This is a genomic window from Megasphaera sp. SW808 (assembly GCF_012027795.1).
In the GTDB taxonomy this organism is placed as follows: Bacteria; Bacillota; Negativicutes; order Veillonellales; family Megasphaeraceae; genus Megasphaera; species Megasphaera stantonii.
In genome coordinates this window covers 80,508-96,147 of the sequence record NZ_SJOT01000006.1, presented here as the reverse complement: position 1 = coordinate 96,147, position 15,640 = coordinate 80,508, and the positions used below count along the sequence as shown (strand labels likewise).

At 51.5% G+C, this 15,640-nt stretch carries 15 protein-coding genes, 1 tRNA gene and 1 riboswitch; of the genes, 2 read left to right on the top strand and 14 right to left on the bottom strand.

Translation table 11 applies throughout. The features are described 5' to 3' along the window. Positions 1 to 6: 6 nt before the first annotated feature. Entirely contained in the window at positions 7 to 543 is a 537-nt protein-coding gene (locus E0L13_RS03950) for a 2-oxoacid:acceptor oxidoreductase family protein (RefSeq protein ID WP_168060455.1), read from the bottom strand. 244 nt (positions 544 to 787) lie between these two features. Between E0L13_RS03950 and E0L13_RS03945 the strand changes: the two genes are divergently transcribed. Both E0L13_RS03945 and E0L13_RS03940 read left to right on the top strand, forming a co-directional pair. Further along, entirely contained in the window at positions 788 to 1,558 is a 771-nt protein-coding gene (locus tag E0L13_RS03945) for an IclR family transcriptional regulator (protein WP_087476921.1), read from the top strand. A 141-nt stretch (positions 1,559 to 1,699) separates the two neighbouring features. Further along, positions 1,700 to 3,145 carry an amino acid permease gene (locus E0L13_RS03940; protein WP_168060453.1) on the top strand — a complete coding sequence of 482 codons (1,446 nt, stop codon included), beginning with the start codon at positions 1,700 to 1,702 and terminating at the stop codon, positions 3,143 to 3,145. 61 nt (positions 3,146 to 3,206) lie between these two features. On the opposite strand, the gene E0L13_RS03935 is transcribed toward E0L13_RS03940, so the two are convergent. The 13 genes from E0L13_RS03935 to ilvA form a co-directional block, all read right to left on the bottom strand. Continuing rightward, positions 3,207 to 3,668 carry a hypothetical protein gene (locus tag E0L13_RS03935; RefSeq protein WP_087476919.1) on the bottom strand — a complete coding sequence of 154 codons (462 nt, stop codon included), beginning with the start codon at positions 3,666 to 3,668 and terminating at the stop codon, positions 3,207 to 3,209. Positions 3,669 to 3,933: 265 nt separating this feature from the next. Continuing rightward, positions 3,934 to 5,058 (bottom strand): DUF362 domain-containing protein, encoded by a 1,125-nt coding sequence (locus E0L13_RS03930; protein WP_168060451.1) that lies wholly within the window; start codon positions 5,056 to 5,058, stop codon positions 3,934 to 3,936. Between the two features lie 123 nt (positions 5,059 to 5,181). Further along, entirely contained in the window at positions 5,182 to 6,357 is a 1,176-nt protein-coding gene (locus E0L13_RS03925; protein WP_168060449.1) for a phosphoribosylaminoimidazolecarboxamide formyltransferase, read from the bottom strand. A gap of 61 nt (positions 6,358 to 6,418) precedes the next feature. Further along, positions 6,419 to 6,496: riboswitch (ZMP/ZTP riboswitch) on the bottom strand. An 80-nt stretch (positions 6,497 to 6,576) separates the two neighbouring features. Then, positions 6,577 to 7,200 (bottom strand): DUF1847 domain-containing protein, encoded by a 624-nt coding sequence (locus tag E0L13_RS03920; RefSeq protein ID WP_168060447.1) that lies wholly within the window; start codon positions 7,198 to 7,200, stop codon positions 6,577 to 6,579. Positions 7,201 to 7,229: 29 nt separating this feature from the next. Continuing rightward, complete coding sequence (locus tag E0L13_RS03915; RefSeq protein ID WP_168060445.1) at positions 7,230 to 7,577, bottom strand: hypothetical protein; 348 nt, start codon at positions 7,575 to 7,577, stop codon at positions 7,230 to 7,232. Positions 7,578 to 7,613: 36 nt separating this feature from the next. Continuing rightward, positions 7,614 to 8,432, bottom strand: coding sequence for an MBL fold metallo-hydrolase (locus E0L13_RS03910; RefSeq protein WP_206081510.1), 819 nt, complete (start codon positions 8,430 to 8,432; stop codon positions 7,614 to 7,616). Positions 8,433 to 8,445: 13 nt separating this feature from the next. Continuing rightward, entirely contained in the window at positions 8,446 to 9,270 is an 825-nt protein-coding gene (locus E0L13_RS03905) for a hypothetical protein (protein WP_168060491.1), read from the bottom strand. 9 nt (positions 9,271 to 9,279) lie between these two features. Continuing rightward, positions 9,280 to 10,086, bottom strand: a complete 807-nt coding sequence (locus E0L13_RS03900; protein ID WP_168060443.1) for a PHP domain-containing protein — start codon at positions 10,084 to 10,086, stop codon at positions 9,280 to 9,282. Beyond that, positions 10,083 to 11,534, bottom strand: a complete 1,452-nt coding sequence (locus tag E0L13_RS03895) for a leucyl aminopeptidase (RefSeq protein ID WP_168060441.1) — start codon at positions 11,532 to 11,534, stop codon at positions 10,083 to 10,085. The genes E0L13_RS03900 and E0L13_RS03895 overlap by 4 nt, the downstream gene beginning before the upstream one ends. A 161-nt stretch (positions 11,535 to 11,695) precedes the next feature. Beyond that, positions 11,696 to 11,771: transfer RNA gene (locus tag E0L13_RS03890), tRNA-Lys, on the bottom strand. A 172-nt stretch (positions 11,772 to 11,943) separates the two neighbouring features. Beyond that, positions 11,944 to 12,330: a RidA family protein gene (locus tag E0L13_RS03885; RefSeq protein ID WP_087476911.1), complete on the bottom strand. Its 387-nt coding sequence runs from the start codon at positions 12,328 to 12,330 to the stop codon at positions 11,944 to 11,946. A gap of 171 nt (positions 12,331 to 12,501) precedes the next feature. Then, positions 12,502 to 13,896 carry an amino acid permease gene (locus tag E0L13_RS03880; protein ID WP_087476910.1) on the bottom strand — a complete coding sequence of 465 codons (1,395 nt, stop codon included), beginning with the start codon at positions 13,894 to 13,896 and terminating at the stop codon, positions 12,502 to 12,504. Between the two features lie 22 nt (positions 13,897 to 13,918). Beyond that, on the bottom strand, positions 13,919 to 15,139 hold the full coding sequence (gene ilvA / locus E0L13_RS03875) for a threonine ammonia-lyase (RefSeq protein WP_168060439.1): 1,221 nt from the start codon (positions 15,137 to 15,139) through the stop codon (positions 13,919 to 13,921). Positions 15,140 to 15,640 lie beyond the last annotated feature (501 nt).

Sequence of the window (15,640 nt, the reverse complement as noted above, 5' to 3'; positions counted from 1 at the left end):
TCCCCCTTACTTGTATTCCGCAGCGCTGTCGTAAGCCCGGACAGCTGCTTCCTTATTCTCTGCGCCAAAGGTATGCTCAATCTTATCCAACAGCGTATCCTTATCCACCAAGCCTGTCGCCTTGGCAAAAGCGCCGAGCATGGCCGTATTCGGCATGTTGCGGCCTAACAGGCCTTCCGAAATTCCCGCGGCGTCGACGAGCCATACGCTGCCGGCCTGAGGCGGAAGGGGCAGCTCTTCCCGTGTTTTAGTCGTATTGAGAATCACCATACCGCCTGCTTTCAAGCCGTCGAAGGTCTCCGGCGCCGACACGAGGGAATCGTCAAATATAATCAAGATATCCGGCTCATAGACCTGCATACGGCGGCGGATCGGTTCGTGAGACAACCGCAGATACCCAAATACAGGCGATCCCTTCCGTTCTACACCGAAAAAGGGAATCGCCTGTCCGTATAGTCCTTCGGCTACGGCCGCTTCCACGACGAGCTGCGACGCCTTAACCACACCCTGGCCGCCGCGGCCCTGCAAACGAATTTCCTTCATAGTTTCATCTCCTTTTTTTATTCATATAAAGATACTTTTGTTTCTCTATATGAAATTTATATTTCTATGTTAGAATGTTTAAATCAATATGTCAATGAAAAATATGATGCATGAGAAAGCGATATTTTCCGCCTCTTTATGATGTGCCCGCGTCATATCTATAGGTCTCTTACGGTGAGTATGCTATAATAAAAATGATTTATACATTGTACACAAAAAACTAACCCCGCAAAGGATACTGTATATGAAAGAAGACGCCTCGAATAAAGAAAAATATATACTCACCTCTGTAGACAATACGCTGTCTCTCCTAAATCTCTTCTTCGACTATGAAGAACTCAGCGTAAACGACGCGGCCAAGCTGCTGGGCCTCAGCCGCAGCACAGTGTTCCGTTTCATGGTCACCTTGGAAAACCGCGGCTTTTTATCGAAGACCGACCACGCCACCTATCGTCTGGGCCTCAACATGTTTTCCCTAGGCATGCTGGCCTATAACCGCATGGAGCTGGCAGCCCTCATCCATCCCTACCTGCAGGACATCGCCCGGCAGACGGGAGAAACGAGTCATTTAGGCATCGTCGACGACGGCATTCACATCATGTTCATCGACCGCGCCTTAGGCACGTCGCAGCTGAAAATGGAAACGGCCCTGGGCTATCGTCAGCTCGCTCACCACACGGCATCGGGCAAGGCGATTTTAGGATTTCAGTCCGACCAGGTCATACGAGAATATATAAAAAGAGTCAGCTTCCAAAAGCTGACCCCTGCGTCTCTCGGCGATGCCGGCGAGCTCCTCCACCTTCTCGACCAGGTAAAAAGAGAGGGCTACGCCTGCGACAACGAAGAAAGCGAACTCGGCCTGACCTGTTTTGCCGTCCCTATCGTCGACGCAACAGGACGAGCTGTCGCCTCCATCAGCATTTCCGGCCCGACGACGCGCATGAAAACGCATAAAAAATCGCATATTGTCCTGTTGAAACATACGGTTGACGAATTGTCCAGGACATTGCGTTAAATGCCTGCTCCAGCGTATTTTATTTTCAAATTTGGTATAAACCCTGATGAAACCTTTAATTGTCAACAAGAAAAACATTCGCTATAATATACAGGTAAGTTTTTTTTACTATAGTAATACTATAAAAAAGGTTGTGATTGAATGAAAGAAGAACAACAACAGCTGCGCCGTAGCTTAAAAGCCCGCCATCTGAACATGATCGCCATCGGCGGCGCTATCGGCACAGGCCTGTTTGTCGCCGGCGGCGAGACCGTCAGCACAGCCGGTCCGGGCGGTGCCCTCGTTGCCTATTCCCTCATCGGCGTCATGGTATATTTCCTTATGACCAGCTTAGGGGAAATGGCAGCGTACCTGCCGGTCAGCGGCTCATTTGAAACGTATGCCAACCGCTACGTCGATAAATCCCTAGGCTTCGCCTTGGGCTGGAACTATTGGTTCAACTGGGCTATTACCGTCGCAGCCGAACTGGTTGCCGGCGCCCTGATCATGAAATACTGGTTCCCCGACGTGCCGGCTGCCGTATGGAGCGGTATTTTCCTGCTTATCTTATTTATCCTCAATTATTTGTCGACCCGCTCGTACGGTGAAAGCGAATTTATCTTTGCTGGTATCAAAGTTCTGACAGTATTAATTTTCCTCTGCGCCGGCGCCTTCCTCATTCTGGGACTCGGGCCCGAGCCGTCGCCGGGATTCGTAAACTGGACGGTCGGCGATGCGCCCTTCGTCGGCGGATTTACCGCCATGCTGAGCATCTTCATGGTTGCCGGCTTCTCCTTCCAGGGAACGGAAATGATCGGTATCGCTGCCGGCGAAAGTGAAAATCCGGAAAAAAACGTTCCCCGTGCCGTTCACTCTATTTTCTGGCGTATTTTGTTATTCTATTTAGGAGCCTTCGTCGTCATTGGGTTCCTCATTCCCTATACGGACCCGAATCTTCTCAATTCGAGCGTAGAAAATATTTCTATCAGCCCCTTTACGCTGGTATTTGAACGCTTCGGCCTGGCTGCCGCCGCCTCGATTATGAACGCTGTTATTTTAACAGCCGTATTATCTGCCGGCAACTCCGGCCTGTACGTCTCGACGCGTATGCTCTACGCCATGGCCCAGACCGGCCAGGCACCAAAATGTTTCCTCAAGCTGAATAAGCGCGGCGTTCCGTCGTATGCGCTGTTCGCAACGGTTATCTTTGGCCTGGCAGCCTTCCTTACGTCGCTCATCGGCGAAGGCAAGGCCTACGACTGGCTCGTCAACATCAGCGGCATGGCCGGCTTTATCACCTGGATCGGCATCGCTATTTGCCATTACCGCTTCCGCCGCGCCTACGTGGCCCAAGGCAAGGATTTAAAGGAATTGCCCTACAGAGCAACCTTCTTCCCCTTCGGCCCCCTGCTGGCCCTGCTCATGTGCATCATCGTTACGGCCGGTCAGAACTACTCGGCCTTTACGGGAGCAGAAATTGACTGGTACGGCGCCAGTGTCGCCTACATCGGCATTCCCGTCTTCCTCGCCGTATACCTGTATCACAAGGTAAAACACCATACGAATATTATTCCGCTGGACGAAGTAGACTTGTCCCGCCATAAATAAGACAAACAAAAAGAAGGCACGCGAACGTTATATATGATTCGCGTGCCTTCTTTTTGATTTCCTACAGCATCTGTCCGGCATGTACATCGCCACCTGCATGAGCTGCAGCCATCTTAGCTCTCTTCTCCGCGTTGTGCTTGCCGAACCAGTGGATGCGGCATTCGCGGCTGCAGAAAATCCGCCGCCGGTCCAGCGGGTCCGTAACGAGGACATGCTTTCCGCATTCCCGACAGGAAAACTTGCGGTATACCGTGACGGCCTTTACTTTCTTCGAATGTTTCCAGTACAGCTTTTCGCAATGCTGGGAGCAAAACTTCATCCTGCCGTCCGAATGATCCCGTACTCTGACGATGGTACCGCATTTCAGACAGCGGAATTCACGAATTACCGGAGCCGTAGCCGGAGCGGCGGCCCGGATATCGTTGACGCCATGACGGTTGGCATACCGCCGGCATTCGGCGCTGCAGTATTTCTGAATAGATCGCCGCGGCGTAAATTCTTTCCCGCAAATTACACAATTCATCGCTTCACTTCCTCGCTCTCTCGTCATACGCCGTCGGCGACATGCCGCATCGTCAACTACCAGCGTACGTTTTAATATATTTATAATTTACATTAATGGTTTCATAATATTTTTTAATATATAACTACATTATATAGAGAGTGCCCGGAAAAATCAATTGGTTTTGATAAAATAAATACAAATTCTTCAAAAGCCGTTTTTTTCATTATAAACGAAAAGCCCCGCCTGTACAAATGCAGGCGGGGCCTTCCGCATAGGCTTCGGCTTATTTTACCGTAATTAATTCGTAGTCTCTTACGCCAAGGCCGATTTTTTCAGCATGGCGCAGCGTAGCTTCCCAGTTGATATCCGGATGAACGTCGAGGAAATGGTCGTGGTGGCATTCCCAATCGGGTTTCGCCAGATTATCGGACAGCTGGCTGTTCGGCAGCGGCGTGGCCTTTAAGCAGGCGTCGACGCAGGCCTGGTCGAGGGCAACCGGGTCGAAGGAAGCGAACATGCCAATATTCGGCAATACGGGCGCATCGTTTTCACCATGGCAGTCGCAGTTCGGCGAAATGTCCATGACCAGGTTGATATGGAAGCACGGACGGTCCTGGCAGACGGCCTGAGCATATTCAGCCATCTTGTAATCCAGTTTTTCGCTGGCGTCCCACTGCACCGTGTGAATGGCGTCGAAGGCGCAGGCGCCGATGCAGCGGCCGCAGCCCTTGCACAAATCTTCGTGAATATGGGCGATGTTGTCTTCGTATGTAATCGCGTTGGAACCGCATTCGGATGCGCAGCGGCGGCAGCCTTTGCACTTCTTGGCCTTGACAGCCGGCTTGCCCGACGAATGCTGTTCCATCTTACCGGCGCGGCTGCCGCAGCCCATGCCGATGTTTTTAACGGCGCCGCCGAAGCCGGTCATTTCATGGCCTTTAAAGTGAGCCAGGCTGATAAATACGTCGGCGTCCATAATAGCCCGGCCAATCTTGGCGTTCTGTACGTATTCGCCGTTTTTAACGGGAATTTCCACTTCGTCCGTGCCGCGCAGGCCGTCGCCGATGATGATCTGACAGCCCGTCGTAATCGTGTTGTAGCCGTTCAGGTTGGCACAGTCCAAATGTTCCAGGGCGTGCTTGCGGCTGCCGGGATACAATGTATTGCAGTCCGTCAGGAAGGGCTTACCGCCTAATTCTTTAACCAAGTCGGCGACGGCTTTAACGTACTGCGGGCGAATCGATGCCAGACAGCCTAATTCGCCAAAATGCATTTTGATGGCGACGAATTTTCCTTCGAAGTCGATCGTTTCGATGCCGGCTTTCTTGCACAGCTTCTGCAGCTTCATCAGATTATTTGTACCTACTTTACAGCGAAAATCCGTAAAATATACTTTTGCTTTTTCCATAACCTACCTCCCGATAAACTCATTCTCATAAACATCTTCATTGTATCACATGAAGTACGCTCTAAGTCAAGGAGAAGAAAATTATAAAATAAGCGTCCCCTAAGGGGACGCTCTTTTCATATCTTAGTGGTGGAACAACCGCAAGCCGGTCATTGCCATAGCAATATTGTATTTGTCACATGTTTCGATGACATTGTCGTCGCGGATAGAGCCGCCGGCCTGAGCGATGTAATCGACGCCGCTGCGGTGGGCCCGTTCTACGTTATCACCAAAGGGAAAGAAAGCGTCGCTGCCTAGCGCTACGCCGTGGAGCTGACCGATCCAGGCTTTCTTTTCTTCTCTCGTAAGGGGTTCCGGCTTCTGAGTAAACAGATTCTGCCATACACCGTCGGCCAGTACGTCTTCGTAGTCATCGGAAATATAGACGTCGATAGCGTTGTCGCGATCCGGGCGGCGCATGTCATCGCGGAACGGCAGGGCCAATACCTTCGGATTCTGGCGAAGCCACCAGATATCGGCCTTATTGCCGGCCAGGCGCGTGCAGTGAACGCGGGACTGCTGGCCTGCGCCGACGCCGATGGTCATGCCGTCCTTGACGTAGCAGACCGAGTTGGACTGCGTATATTTCAGGGTAATCAGCGCTACGAGCAAATCGCGCTGCGCCGCTTCGGGGATGTCTTTATTTTTCGTCGGGCGGTTCTGGAACAAGTCGGCCGTAATCTTGGCGTTATTGCGTTCCTGTTCAAAGGTAATGCCGTATACGTCCTTCGATTCGACAGGCTGAGGAACGTAATCGGGGTCGATCTTCAGCACGCAGTAGTTGCCCTTTTTCTTCGTCTTGAGAATAGCCAGGGCTTCGTCCGTATATCCCGGAGCCACGACGCCGTCGGATACTTCCCGTTTCAACAGCGTCGCCGTTTCAGCGTCGCAAATATCCGACAAGGCGACGAAATCGCCGTAGGAGCTCATGCGGTCTGCGCCGCGGGCGCAGGCATAGGCCGAAGCAAGGGGAGATAATTTCAAATCGTCTACATAATAGATTTTTTTCAGCGTATCGCTCATGTCGGTCGCAACGGCGGCACCAGCCGGGCTGACATGCTTAAAGGACGCCGCGGCGGGAAGGCCTGTCGCCTCTTTCAATTCCTTGACCAGCTGATAGCTGTTGAAGGCGTCGAGCAGATTGATGTAGCCCGGACGGCCGTTCATGACTTCAAAGGGCAGTTCGCTGCCGTCTTTCATGTATACTCTTGCCGATGATTGATTCGGATTGCAGCCGTATTTCAATTGCAATTCTTTCATTAGTATTACCTCCTGAAAATAAGAAATTTCCTGGCAAAAATAAAAATACCGACACTTCTGGAACCTTCGCCCAGACGGTCGGCTGTAATGAACCATGCTCCCCGTGGTAGCTCCACTTCCGTCAGTCACATGCTTCTGTTTCATTATACAAGGCGCAGCCGCCCTGTGTCAATGGGAAACAGACAAGGGCGGCGCCTTTTAGCGATATGCTCGCTCAACTTATAATTTCGTCTTATAATACGACTGGCTGGTATACAGTGCCGCCACAGGATTATGGCCCGTTACGCGGTCCTTGACAACCAGCGTCGTCGTCAAGGCCTCGGAATATTTGTAAAATAAGCTGTCGTGGCCGACGCACAAGCCCATGACGATGTTCATATCCGTATGCTCGGCATTGAGCATCTTGGCCTGGAGGATGGGATTGCAGGCGTTGACGCCGACGGCGTTGCATTTTTCGTCAATTCCCAGCTCTGCCTTGGGAACGGCGCCGGCCTTGCAGGCCATGCCGAAGACTTCAAAGCCGTGCTTGCGCAGAATCCCTGCCAGCATCCGCGTTTCCTGTATCAGGCCGACACAAGTCGCAATGCCGATTTTATGGAAATTCATGCGTTTGGCAAATTCAATAGTCTCCTGGACGCGGCACCACTTTAAATAGCCGTCGCATTCGACGCCAGCCGCCGTCTGCATGACCTGCTGATTGTCGTCCTGCTCATACAGTGCTAGGGCTTCTCGTTTCACGTCTTCATCCATGTGCGTCGTCACGCAGAAATCGGGATATTCCTTGTTCATGACGTTGCAGTTCACTACGCCGCAGTCGGCGCAGGAAAGGGTTCGTTCTGCCATTGTCTTCACAACCTTTCCGTTTACTATAACTATTTCATAATCAAATATAACAGCATTCCGTTGAGGCACACCCAGGGAATCCAGGCGATAATCCCCATAAAATGCATGAAGCCCCTTCCCTTGCCGCCTTTATAAGCCAAGCCGGCCGCAAGGATGCCGACAAACAGGCTGACCAGATAATAGACGGCGCTCCACTCCACAGTATAAAAGAGAAAGGCCAGAAACGCCGGTGTGCCGACGCTGCGCGCTATAGAACTGATGCGCAGCATAATCGGGTTTTGCAGCGCATAGGCCGGGTCCGCGCTGAGTTTGCAGTATTTATAATTCCAAAAATATAATAAGCCCGTTACCAATCCGCAAAGTATAAGCTGTATCATCGAACGACTCCTTTATATAATCCATCAGTCTGCGCTTCAGCGGCTGAGCGCGATCCGCTCCATATCTTCGGGGACGTACACGGCGCCGCCGTAATAGGCCTTCGCTTCTTCCGTATACAGCCCCTTCCGGCTGCTGCCGGTCTTTTCTTCCGTGTGGTACAGCACCAAACGCGCCGCGCCGAGAGAAGCCGCCGTTTCCGCCGCGTCCTTTACCGTGCTGTGGTTCTTCTCATAGGGCCGGAACAGATCTCTATGCTCGTATAAGCAAAAGGCCTCGGCCAGCAGCCAATCCGTTCCTTCGGCGTACTGCCGGCAGCGCTCGTTATACGGCTCGTCGCCCAGACAGGTCAGCCTCATGCCGTCGGGGAAGGTCAATAGATATCCGAATTGCTTGGCCTTGGTCGAGCAGATATCAAAGGCCGTAAGGGACAGGCCGAGAAACTCCACCGTGTCGCCGTCTTTCAATTCGTGAATGCAGATGTTCTTGCCAATACAGGCAAAATCCTTCTTTTTAAACATCATTTCCGCCATAGACAGCAGCATTTGCTTCACCACGTCGTGACAATAAATGTGGAACTGCCCGTCGTATGCTCCGGATCCCATCAGCGAAGCGATCTTGCGCATGACCCAGAGGACGCCCATGATATGGTCCGTATGGCCGTGGGTTACAAACATATAATGCAAATCCGTATAAGCGACGCCGCCGTCTTCCAAGCGCTTGAAAATGCCGTTTCCGCCGCCGGCGTCGGTTAAAAACCATTGTCCCTCAGCCGTACGGACGGCAAAGCACGTGTTATACCGGCGCACAGCCATCGCATTTCCCGTTCCCAACATCAATAATTCTGTACCTGACACGCTATCTCCCCTTCTATCGCAGTACGACGCCGCGAACTGTAATTTTCAAAATCTCAAAGGACATGCCCGTCGTATATTCTATATCCTGCTGCAGTCCCTTTTTGATGGTGCTCATGAGTTTTTTCAGATTTTCGCCGTAATATACCGTTACGACTAAAAATACGGCCAGCCCGTTCCCTTCCGACTCGCGGTTTTTATCGATCCGCAGGCGGTTGACCTTTGCCAATCCGCCTATCTGCCGCAGGCGGTGGATAATCAGATGCTCCAGCATTTCGTTGGAAAAGGTCAATTTCCCGTAATAGCTGAAAACGGGACGCACAACAGAATGCTCGAAATCCGGAGCCTTTTGATTCCGCCGGGTCAGCAGGGAGTGGATGGGCGCCAGCAAATACCCGCGGAAGCGCGGCTTGAGCTCCATCGTCGGCACGGGAATGATGTGCTTTCCCTCGTTGATGCGAATCGTCCGGGCCTTTTCAATTTCGACAGGACACGACACGTCTTCGATGCGAATGTACGAGTCCGCTTCGGGCAGCCCCAAGGCCTCGCAGATGCGGTGTATCATGTGCTTCGACGTACCTAAAATAAGGAGCTGATCCGGCTGCAGCTCGTCCAAGGCGTCTTTTACGCTTTGAGCATGCTTCTTCTGCAGAAAAATCGCCCGGCGGACGGCTTTCATGCGGTTCGTTTCTTCCTTAGCCGAGCGGCCGGCGACGATGCGGTTTTGATAAATCAGCAGGCCGTCGTCAATGATGCAGGAAATATGATGGTCGTACGCCACGTCCAGGGCGTGATGACTTTTTCCCGTACCGCTGGCTCCGATAAATCCGATGACTTTCATAGCGTTCACCTATTTCTTCTTATATTGCAGCAAAGGCTCTATACGCGCCGAATCAAAGGAAAATACGCCGACCTGCTCCGGATAGCGTCCCGTCGTACCGTGGAAATCCGAGCCGCCGCTGACATACCAGCCCTTTTCTTCGGCGACGGCTAAAAATTCTTCATAGCGTCCCCTGTTCTTCGGATGATATACCTCGATGCCGTCGAAGGAATGCGTCAGTACGTGGGGCAGCGCCGCATGGAGCAGGCCCGGATGCGCCAGTACGGCTAAGCCGCCGGCCTGATGGATCAGCTCGATGCATTCGTCAATCGACTTACGGCGATAGGGCACGTAAGCCGGGCCGCCGCGATATAATATCGTATCAAAGACGGCCGTCACGTCGGGAAAGTATCCCTTCGCCACGAGCATGCGCGCAATGTGGGGGCGGCCGATGGTGCCGCCGCGGGCTAATACGCCTTCGATTTGCTCCCTGTCGAGGACATATCCTAAGGACTCACAGCGCTCGACGATTTCCATGGCCCGCATCTGGCGGCGCATCTTAAACTGCGCGCAGTATTCCTGCAAGGCGGCGTTTTCCGTATTGAGATAATAGCCCAGAACGTGGACGTCCTCGCCGTCGTAATCGGAGCTCATTTCCATCGCCGGGATGATGCGGACGCCGGAATTCAGCCGGCAGCCCGTCGTATAGGCGTCGATCGTGTCGTGGTCGGAAATAGACATGACGTCCAACCCGGCCTGGACAGCCAGATTCGTCAGCTCTTCGGGAGTATACACGCCGTCGGAGCAGGTCGTATGCATGTGCAAATCGACTTTCACTTGGCTCCTCCTTTCAACAATTCCAAAATGGACTTGACGCCGACGCCGGTCGCGCCGAAAAAGCCCGTTTCGTCCTTTTTCTCGCAAAAGGCTGTGCCGGCAATGTCCAAGTGAATCCATGGAATGTCGGGATGGACAAACTGCTTGATGAACAAGCCCGCCGTAATCGCCCCGCCGTCGCGGCCGCCCGTATTCTTGAGGTCCGCCACGTCGCTTTTGAGGAGGTCTTCATATTCCCGGTCAGCCGGAAGCTGCCACACCTTTTCGTGAACCGCCGCGGCCACGTCGAAGAAGCGGTTCATCCATTCCTGATGGTTGCCGATCATGCCGGAACGCACCGTTCCCAAGGCAGTTACGCAGGCGCCGGTCAAGGTAGCCAGGTCGATGAGCTTTGTCGCCCCCAGCTCCTGGGCATAGGACACGGCGTCGGCTAGGATCAGGCGGCCTTCGGCATCGGTATTTTTGATTTCCACCGTTTTGCCGCCGTACATCGTCAAGACATCGTCGACGTGGTACGCCATGCCCGACGGGATATTTTCTACCAGCGGAATCACAGCGACGACATTGACGGGATATTTCAGCAACATGAGAGCCCGTATGACGCCGACAGCCGCAGCCGCGCCGGCCATGTCGTCCTTCATGAATTCCTGATTAGCCTGGCTCTTGATGGATAAGCCGCCGCTGTCGTAGGTCACGCCCTTGCCGACGATGCCCAGCATGTCCTTGCTGTCCGGGTCGCCCTTATAGGTTATCGTCATGAGCTGCGGCGGGTTCATGCTGCCCTTGCCGACAGCGACGATACCGCCCATCTTCCGCTTTTCCAGCGCCCATTTATTGAGCATCTCGACGGTAATATTGTCGCCCTTGACGACGGCCGATACGATTTCCGAAAACCGCCGCGGCGTCAGCTCGTTCGGCGGCATGTTGACCAAATTGCGGGCCATGTACACGCCTTCGTATATGGCGGAATACATGTAGCACATCGTATTGAAGGCCTTGATTTCCAAGCTCGACGTAACCAGGTTGATGCTGCGGACAGTCCGCCCCTTCGCGTCGCTCTTATAATGAAGAAATTCGTAGTTCCGATATAATAAACCGTCGATTAAGGCACCGATATCCATCTCCAGCGTGTCGACCATAACGGCCAGCTCCGATACGCCTTCAGCCATCGCCGCGGCCATGAGACGCTTCGCCGTCAGAAAATCTTCATACGTAGCGTACCGTATGGGCTTCTTATGCAATCCAATCAAAAAATAGGTCTTACTCCGGCCTTCCGTCAGGCAGTGAAACACGCGCAGGGACGTATAATGCATGACGTCTTCATGCGCTTCCACGTAAGCCCGAATCAGCTCCCCGTCTTCCTTAGGAATGCGGGATAAAGCCAGCATCCGCGTATCGATGCCAATCGCCACGACATCCATACTGCCGTTACTGTTGCAAGTGATCATGGTATATCTCTCCTCAATCCATCATATAGCCGTCCGTATGATTTTATTATAAACATTATATATACAGATTCATTATACCGTCCTGCCGCCTGTAAAATCAAGAATAGAGCATTTTCTGCAAAAAAAATACCTATGCAGTGATGTTCTGCATAGGTAGTATGTGGTGGACCGTCAGGGGATCGAACCCTGGACACCCTGATTAAGAGTCAGGTGCTCTGCCAGCTGAGCTAACGGTCCATGTCATTTCTTTCTCCAAAGGACGTTTTATATATTACACCATCTGATAAGAAAATGCAAGCCTTTTTTCAAAATTTATCAAAAAATTTTTCTCACATCCAAAGGCCTCTCTGCTTTTGACCAAAAAAATCTCCGGCTGCGCGCCGGAGACTTTTTTCAAGGCTATGTCAGATTATTTGCCGCAGTATGCGATAACTTCGACTTCTACGAGAGCGCCCTTCGGGAGTTCAGCGACTTCTACGCAGGAACGAGCCGGCAACGTTTTGTTGAAATATTTAGCGTATACTTCGTTAACAGCGCCGAAGAAGCTGATGTTAGCCAAGTATACCGTCGTTTTAACGACATCGTCATAGGAAAGGCCAGCGGCTTCCAAGATAGCGCCGACGTTTTTCATGCTCTGTTCAGCCTGAGCCGTAACGCCGCCTGCTACGATTTTGCCCGTTTCCGGAACGAGGGGAACCTGACCGGATGCGAAGAGGAAATCACCAGCTTTGATAGCCTGGGAGTACGGGCCTACTGCGCCCGGAGCGTTTGTCGTGCTAATAACTTCTACTGCCATGATGATACAACATCTCCTTTTGATTTATTACTGTGAGTATTCTATATTATATCTTACTTTGTCCGTTTTGACTAGACAGTAAAATAAATATATCTGTCATAATTTAAATCCAATTAAAGCAAGTATCATACAGAAGGAAGCACGCAGACGCATGCTTCCTTTTAGTATGAATTAGTGTTTTGCTTTTAAGGTGCCGTCTTCATTATATTCGTTCTTACGATATCCAGCCAGGAAATATCCGGCCGTAACGATGATCATGAAGGTCCAGCCGGCGATAAGGGACATACGCGTATCCGGGTTGACCCACATGCCGATGGTAACGAGAACGAGGAAGATAAGGCAGAAATAGTTAGCGTACGGGAAGAGCGGCGATTTGAACGGGTGTTCAGCCATCGCTTTTTCACCCCAGCGTTTGCGGAAGTTCTTCTGCGAGTAAGCCAGTACGAACCAGGCAACCATACCGGGGAATACGCTGGCGCTGTAGATGTACAGGAACAACTTGGAATCAGGAATGAGGTAGTTCAAAACAACACCGAAGAGCAAGCAGGCTAAGGTGACCATGATGCCGTGCTGCGGTACGCCGTGAGAGGACAATTTGCCGAAGAATTTCGGAGCCTGGCCGTTTTCAGCCAAGGTGTACAACATACGGCCGGAGCTGTAAATACCGCTGTTGCAGCCGGACAATGCAGCCGTCAGTACGACGAAGTTGATGATACCGGCGGCGGAGGTAACGCCTACTTTAGCGAAGGTCGTTACGAAGGGGCTGCCGAGCATGCCCAGTTCATCCCAAGGATACAAGGTGATGACGACGAAGATAGCGCCGATGTAGAAGATAAGAATACGCCAAACGATGTTTTTCGTAGCTTTGCGCAGCGTTTCTTTCGGGTTCTGCGCTTCCCCGGCCGTTATCCCGACTAGTTCGACGCCCTGGAAGGCCGCCGCGACGACGCACATTGCGCTGATCATGCCGCCGAAGCCGTTGGGGAAGAAGCCGCCGTGAGACCAGAGGTTGGAGAAACCGAGGGGCACGCCGTTGTTGCCGAAGCCGAACAGAATGATCATCGCGCCGACGACGAGCATGACGACGATAGTCGTAACTTTGATAATGGCAAACCAGAATTCGAATTCGCCATAGTATTTAACGGCAGCCATGTTAGCCAAGGTTACGATGAGCATGCCGCCTAAGGCCGATATCCACTGGGGAACGTCGGGGAACCAGAAGTGAACATAAATGCCTACGGCCGTTACTTCCGAAAGACCTACCGTAACCCACAGGAACCAATAGCACCATGCCGTCAAGTAGCCGGCAAAGGGACAAATATACTTATGACCATACGTAGCAAAGGAGCCCGTTACCGGTTCCAGATAGAGCATTTCGCCCATGATACGCATGATGAAGAACATAACCAAGCCTGCCAATGCATAGCAGAGCAATACGGACGGACCGGCAGTCTGAATCGTGCTGGCCGAGCCCATGAACAGGCCGACGCCAATCGTACCGCCCAAGGCGATCATTTCCACGTGGCGTGGCTTTAACCCACGCTCTAATTTGCTGTTGTCTTCCATGATAAAGACCTCCTTTTAGGGCTTATTTCAACGTAACGTGATAGTGGTTGTCTTTCAGCGTTTCGAACAATGTTTCTACATGTTTTTCGTTAGCCGTTTCCAGTTCACACGAAACTGCCGTATAGCCCATGCCGATGTTGTGCTGGCTGCGTTCATGCGTAATGGAGAGGATGTTCGCGTTGGAATTGGAAATGATGGAAATCAATTTAACCAATTCGCCCGGCTGGTCGGGAATGACCGTTTCGAAGAAGACCTTGCGCCACGAACGGAGCAGGCCGCTGTTGATGACGCGGGACATTCTGTTGACGTCGATGTTGCCGCCGCTGACCAGAGCCGCTACCTTCTTGTTGCGGATGCCGGAAACCTTGCCGTTCATGAGAGCGGCAACCGGTACGGCGCCGGCGCCTTCTGCAACAGTCTTAACGCGTTCGATGAGCCAGAGGATTGCTGCGGCAATTTCCGTTTCGTCGACCGTTACGATGTCGTCGACATATTTCTGGCAGATTTCATAGGTCAAGTCGCCCGGCGTTTTTACCGTAATGCCGTCGGCTAAGCTGGCTTTACCGTCGACAGTTAAAATCTGACCTTTTTCAATGGATTCTTTCATGGAAGGCATGTTCGCCGTCTGTACGCCGATAATCTTGATTTTCGGGTTGATGTTTTTAGCTGCGACAGCCAGGCCGGAAATCAATCCGCCGCCGCCGATAGGAGCTACGATGACGTCGATATCGGGAATATCTTCGAGAATTTCCAGAGAAATCGTACCCTGGCCGGCGATAACCTGGGGATCGTTAAAGGGATGTACGAAGGTGTAGCCGTATTTTTCCGTCAATTCTACGGCTTTAGCGGCAGCTTCGTCGAAGAAATCGCCGTGGAGGACGACGTTTGCGCCGTAACCGCGCGTAGCGGCTACTTTCATCAGAGGAGCATGTTTAGGCATGCAGATCGTCGACTGGCAGCCGTATACGCTGGCGGCCAATGCCACGCCCTGTGCATGGTTGCCTGCCGATGCGGCGATAACGCCTTTTTCACGTTCTTCCGGCGTAAGGGAAGCAACTTTGTTATACGCGCCTCTCAGCTTGAAGGAACCGGTACGCTGTAAGTTTTCCAATTTCAGCCATACGTCGCAGCCAGCCACTTCGCTGACAGATGTCGCATAAGACAAGCCAGTCTTCTGGGCAACGCCTTTCAACCGTTCCTGCGCTTCCTTGACCATCGCAAGGGTAACTCGTTCTTCACTCATAATTATTCCTCCTAAATATATAAAGACATGAGATATGCATAATGCTCATTGCATCTATCCGTAATGAGCAATTCGCTTTTTACATCCTCACTATACCTTTTTTTCTGTCCACTGTCAACAGATTTGTTACATTTTTAACATTCTCAAAATATGCTCGTTATTGCTTTATTATCTTACGTTTCAAGGCCTATATTCGTTATTTTAAGGTATATGCTGTTTAAAATTTAAAAGTTTTTACACTTTCTCTTAGCTTTATGTCTCTTGTAAAAATACACATAAATGTGTCTACGGGATATATGTCATATTCGTACACATACTTATACTCCCATGTATTTTCATTATATTCCATTATTTTCATCAACATAGCGCCTCTATTTTGCCGTTTTTAGAAAATTATTATCATATTAATGGGGCATATATTGCTGGATTACTCGTCAAGGCAGCCCTATGGTAGAGATAAAATATTCAATAAATGTTTATATACATTACGTTCTGGAAATA

Coding starts and splice junctions, on each gene's coding strand:
- ilvA (WP_168060439.1), bottom strand. CDS start 15,139: ATGAGTGAAGAACGAGTTACCCTTGCGATGGTCAAGGAAGCGCAGGAA.
- E0L13_RS03940 (WP_168060453.1), top strand. CDS start 1,700: ATGAAAGAAGAACAACAACAGCTGCGCCGTAGCTTAAAAGCCCGCCAT.
- E0L13_RS03915 (WP_168060445.1), bottom strand. CDS start 7,577: ATGATACAGCTTATACTTTGCGGATTGGTAACGGGCTTATTATATTTT.
- E0L13_RS03945 (WP_087476921.1), top strand. CDS start 788: ATGAAAGAAGACGCCTCGAATAAAGAAAAATATATACTCACCTCTGTA.
- E0L13_RS03930 (WP_168060451.1), bottom strand. CDS start 5,058: ATGGAAAAAGCAAAAGTATATTTTACGGATTTTCGCTGTAAAGTAGGT.
- E0L13_RS03905 (WP_168060491.1), bottom strand. CDS start 9,270: ATGAAAGTCATCGGATTTATCGGAGCCAGCGGTACGGGAAAAAGTCAT.
- E0L13_RS03880 (WP_087476910.1), bottom strand. CDS start 13,896: ATGGAAGACAACAGCAAATTAGAGCGTGGGTTAAAGCCACGCCACGTG.
- E0L13_RS03885 (WP_087476911.1), bottom strand. CDS start 12,330: ATGGCAGTAGAAGTTATTAGCACGACAAACGCTCCGGGCGCAGTAGGC.
- E0L13_RS03950 (WP_168060455.1), bottom strand. CDS start 543: ATGAAGGAAATTCGTTTGCAGGGCCGCGGCGGCCAGGGTGTGGTTAAG.
- E0L13_RS03920 (WP_168060447.1), bottom strand. CDS start 7,200: ATGGCAGAACGAACCCTTTCCTGCGCCGACTGCGGCGTAGTGAACTGC.
- E0L13_RS03935 (WP_087476919.1), bottom strand. CDS start 3,668: ATGAATTGTGTAATTTGCGGGAAAGAATTTACGCCGCGGCGATCTATT.
- E0L13_RS03925 (WP_168060449.1), bottom strand. CDS start 6,357: ATGAAAGAATTGCAATTGAAATACGGCTGCAATCCGAATCAATCATCG.
- E0L13_RS03895 (WP_168060441.1), bottom strand. CDS start 11,534: ATGATCACTTGCAACAGTAACGGCAGTATGGATGTCGTGGCGATTGGC.